The following is a 4225-nucleotide window of genomic DNA, read 5'->3' as shown; positions in this document are numbered from 1 at the left end:
TGGGATCCGATCAAGAAGAGCGGAATGTTCGGCAACCGCACCGCCAACGTCGACCTCGACGCTTCGGCGCTGCTCTATGCGGACGGCAACCTCATCGACGTCTGCTACTACGGTCAGCTCACGTCGAAAGACGGATCCGTGCGGCACATGGGTGACAACCTGACCGGTGACGGTGACGGTGACGACGAAGTAATGACGGTTGATCTCCAGCGCGTCCCGGCTCACGTCAACACGGTGATCTTCACGGTTACGTCGTACCGCGGACATACTTTCGAGCAGGTGCAAAATGCGTTCTGCCGACTCGTCGACAGCACTACGAACTCCGAATTGGCGCGGTACACCCTTCAGGGCGGTATGCCGTTCACCGGCATGGTGATGGCCAAGGTTTACCGGCAGAACGGTGAATGGAAGCTGCAGGCAATCGGCGAAGGTATCCAGGCCAAGCATGCAGGCGAGGCGGCTCCGCAGTTGGGCCGTTTCTTGATGGCATAGTTCATCTCTGTGACTGTGGAGTTCGTTCCGGGGCAGAATGCGCCGTTGCACGCATCTGTCGTGACTTTCCGTGCGTCGAGTCAGACGCCGTTCGACGTGTCTGCGTTGGTTACCGATACACACCTTCGGGCTTTGTCGTCCGAGGATTTTGTGTTCTATAACCAGCCCACCACAGCCGGGGTGCAACTCGCAGGAGACAGTATTCAGGTGGAGCTCGATCGCGTCCACCCGAATGCTGCTGCAGTGCTGTGCATTGTGAGCGTCGATCCGAGCCACGCTCAGGCCGGAGCGTTTCGTGCCGCCTGCCTCTCGGCGGTACTGACCGATGAATCCGGTTCGGTGATAGGTCAATTCGCCATACCAACCGCAGGTTCGGAGACAGCAGTCATCTGCTGGGAGTTGTACCGCCGAAACGGAGTCTGGAAAGTTCGAGGCGTCGGGCAGGGGTATGCAGGCGGGTTGGCCGAGCTCATCGGAGTCCATGGCGTCGAGGTGGATGATGCACCAGCCAGTTCGGCTGCAGTGCAACAAGTTCACGATGTCGAGCCAGTCGAGGACGGGCGCGGGCTCGAACGAATGTGGATGATCTTCGAGGATGCATCGCGCTCGGCAGCGTCACTGATTTCGAGTAGCGAATATGCGATGACGCGCTTGGACATGGAACTGACGGCAGCGGTGGCCGACGCGAGCACCCGCAATTCACCGGCCGGTGTGGCGGCGCGCGAAGCGGCGCAGAAGCGTCACGACGAACTGGTGGAGACTGCCCGCGCCAGTCACACTCGTGATTCCGCGCAACTCACCCAGGAACTGACGGTGGTCGACACGGTTCTTCCGCGGGCGATGGCGTCGTGGGAATCGCCGGTATGGGCGTCGGAGAACGGCACTACGCCCCAGTCTCTCGAGGCCGTAACTTCCAGTGACGGTGTGAGATTGGGCGTCTTATCTGCCGCTGACCGCGGGGTCTTGACGGTGCCGTACTGCTTGCCGATTCCGCTGACCAGGCCCGTCTGGGTTGAAAGCACGTCCAGTGCAGCAGCAATCGGTGTGGTCAGTGCGTTGACGCTGCGAATCATGGCTGCCGGCCCCATGCCGCTGCTCGACGTCGTAGACCTGACCGGTGCCTTCACGTCGTTGACGGATCGATTGTCTGCATTGTTGGCCGGACCGGTGATTAGAAACCATTCGGAGATATCGGCCCGGCTGACAGACCTGGCGCAATCGGTGGATTTGGCGGAGCTTGCCCGAACCAGTGGCATGTCCGCCGACCAGGTAGCCCCGAGCACTCAACGACTGCTGATACTCGGCGATTTTCCGCATGGATATTCGGAGCAGGACGTTCATGCGATCATGTTTCTCGCCGAGTGCGGGCCGACGATCGGTTTGTCGATAGTGCTTGTCGGCGACGACGAGTCGAACTCGACGGAAGAGAGCGTCGCCGCATTGTCCAACGGATGTCGGCGTGTACCGGCGGCTGGTGAGATCGACGTCCAGGATCCGTGGACGGGTTCGCACTGGGTCCTCGTTCCGGATGTTCTCGACCCCGCGAACCAACCTCAACTGTTTGCCGCGCTCGACAAGTTCTGACGCGACCGAGGCAGTGTCAGAGTTCGTCGAGATCGATTATGCCGTCCTGCAGTGCGCGCGCGAGCAAACTCGTCTTGGTGGGGGCAGGCCGTCCGATTGCTGCGTACTTTCCTCGAATCCGGGTCAGGTGCGTGTTGACGGTTCCGATGGAGATGCGTAGCTGCGCCGATACGACGGGTTTGCTGTCGGATTTGAGCCAACGCTGAAGCACCTCGATTTCACGGTTGGTGAGACCGGGATCGAGCGCCGGCGCAGTCGCGGTGGGCTGAGGGAATGCACCCGTTGGTTCGGGCAAGGCTGTCACGGAAGCGGTTCTCGATTCTGATTGTGATCACGCTCTCTCGAATGTGGTCACTGCCGGTTGTCAGGCGGGATGCGCAGGTGCCCTCGTCCCTGTTTGCCCACTTTTTTGAAGCATATGGGAACCAACCGACAAGTATTGATGCGAACCAGATGGCGCATTGCGGACCTCCCAGGCAGAGTGGTGGTACCACTACGCGCGGTGCGTGGCGGCATTACCCGAGGAGACGCATGGCATTCTGGGATCAGCTGAAGGCTAAGGCTCAGGAAATGAACGGCCAGCTCAAGACCAAGACGAGCCAGTTCCAGAATAAGGAATTCAAGAACGCCAGCATGGCGATGTGCGCGCTGATTGCTGCAGCAGACGGCTCGATCGACCCGTCCGAGCGTCAGAAGACGTCGGCACTGATCATGAGTAACGAGTCGCTGGCAGTCTTCCCGCCGGACGAGTTGCGTCAGCAGTTCGATTGGTACTGCAGCAAGCTGACTTCCGATTTCGAGTTCGGAAAGCTCGAAGCGACCGCAGCAATCGCGAAGCTCAAGTCCAAGCAGGATCAGGCTCGCGCCGTCATCCAGATCGGGATCATCATCGGCGGCGCCGACGGCAACTTCGATCAGCACGAGCGCGCAGTAGTGCGGGACATGTGTTTCGCAGTCGGGATCGCTCCCGCCGAATTCGAACTCTGAGTTCTTCGGCGGTAAAGCAAGTAAGCGGGTGTGGAGCCAGTGGCGCCACACCCGCTTTTCTTTTGTTCAGTACTCCGGATAGCCGCCTTCCGGGCCGAGCATGCGCTCGATACGTGTGCACGTGATCTTTGCCAACTCGTCGACGCAGATCTTGCGTTCTACGGATAGCGGGTTGGACAGGCGGACGCTGATATTTTCGAGGAGTTCGTGGGCGTCGTGCCTGTGTGAGAACCAGATGTACCGGAATCCGAAGGTCCGTTCGTACTCCTCGCCCGCATTTCTGATGGAGGCCATGACCTGCTTGTCGGCAACCCAGATCGAGCATTGTTCCAGGTGAGACGGCGCACTATGGGCGCGTAAGCCCACCGGTGGGTGGCATTGCAAAGCGCTTTCGACGTCGGGGTCGGAGAGATCGAGCAGCGCGTCCTCGGCTCTCGCCAGCACCTCTGCGTAGCTTCTGAACGGGCGGCCGTCACTGACCCAGCACGCCCAGGTCATGGAACAGCAGCACTCGTACAGCGCGTGTATAGCTTTCGGTCGGGGCAGTTCGTTGAACCTTTCCAACCCGATCGACTGATGCAGCAGCATGTGCTCTCCCGGTCTGCCGACGAAGATGCGCGATCAACATATGATCCGCCGTGGACCTCGGGGCTGTGAAGTCCTTTCGGTTCGAATTTTCAGATTCTTAACATGCCGAAGTGTGAACTCAACCCACGTGCACATGAGGTCTGCGAGACCGATGTGGCTCTGCGCGGCGTAGGACCTCGCGGGTGACCGGAGCGGTTTCACCTTCACCGATGAACAGGAATCGCAGCAGGTTGGTCAGTGGATTGCCCTCGGACCACTCGAAGTACACGTCGGGAATCACTCCGGTGAGGTCCCGGGTTCGCAGCAGCACTGCCGCAATGGTGTTGGGCACTGCCGGGCTGTTCACCCACAAAACGCGATGCTCGCCGCGCCTGCGCCCGTGAATGAGCAGATCGGTGCTGAAATCGGAGGAATCGATGACGTTGACTTCGATGAAGATGATCGATTCGGTCGACGGAATGTTGCTGTCGGCTCGCTGCTGCAGTTCCTTGGTTCGATATTGGTTTTCGTCGAGATGTTCAGCATCGTGCGCGACCATCGCGAGGTAGCCCTCGCTCGCGGCGTCGGTGATGAA

General features: G+C 59.8%; 4 protein-coding genes and 2 pseudogenes. 3 read left to right on the top strand and 3 right to left on the bottom strand.

The window, feature by feature from the left end; all coding sequences use genetic code 11:
• Together QM600_RS28215 and QM600_RS28210 are read left to right on the top strand one after the other, a co-directional pair.
• Nucleotides 1–492 (top strand): TerD family protein (locus QM600_RS28215; RefSeq protein ID WP_283265051.1); only part of this gene is annotated, 492 nt, incomplete at its 5' end.
• A 9-nt stretch (nt 493–501) separates the two neighbouring features.
• Complete coding sequence (locus tag QM600_RS28210) at nt 502–2076, top strand: TerD family protein (RefSeq protein WP_283265050.1); 1575 nt, start codon at nt 502–504, stop codon at nt 2074–2076.
• A gap of 16 nt (nt 2077–2092) precedes the next feature.
• On the opposite strand, the pseudogene QM600_RS28205 reads toward QM600_RS28210, so the two are convergent.
• A pseudogene (locus QM600_RS28205) lies at nt 2093–2347 on the bottom strand (helix-turn-helix transcriptional regulator); the annotation flags it as partial.
• Nucleotides 2348–2607: 260 nt separating this feature from the next.
• Between QM600_RS28205 and QM600_RS28200 the strand changes: the two are divergent.
• Nucleotides 2608–3063: a tellurite resistance TerB family protein gene (locus tag QM600_RS28200; protein ID WP_243620357.1), complete on the top strand. Its 456-nt coding sequence runs from the start codon at nt 2608–2610 to the stop codon at nt 3061–3063.
• Between the two features lie 66 nt (nt 3064–3129).
• On the opposite strand, the gene QM600_RS28195 is transcribed toward QM600_RS28200, so the two are convergent.
• Nucleotides 3130–3651: a 2-oxo-4-hydroxy-4-carboxy-5-ureidoimidazoline decarboxylase gene (locus tag QM600_RS28195; RefSeq protein ID WP_283265049.1), complete on the bottom strand. Its 522-nt coding sequence runs from the start codon at nt 3649–3651 to the stop codon at nt 3130–3132.
• Nucleotides 3652–3769: 118 nt separating this feature from the next.
• Nucleotides 3770–4225: pseudogene (locus tag QM600_RS28190) on the bottom strand (amino acid transporter); the annotation flags it as partial.

This window comes from Rhodococcus sp. IEGM 1379, assembly GCF_030056815.1.
In the GTDB taxonomy this organism is placed as follows: Bacteria; Actinomycetota; Actinomycetes; order Mycobacteriales; family Mycobacteriaceae; genus Rhodococcus_F.
Note: the sequence above shows the minus strand (reverse complement) of the source record. Positions and strands in the feature narration are given on the sequence as shown.

Excerpts from the sequence above, each read along its gene's own strand:
- QM600_RS28200 (WP_243620357.1), top strand. The coding sequence starts at position 2,608 with ATGGCATTCTGGGATCAGCTGAAGGCTAAGGCTCAGGAAATGAACGGC.
- QM600_RS28195 (WP_283265049.1), bottom strand. The coding sequence starts at position 3,651 with ATGCTGCTGCATCAGTCGATCGGGTTGGAAAGGTTCAACGAACTGCCC.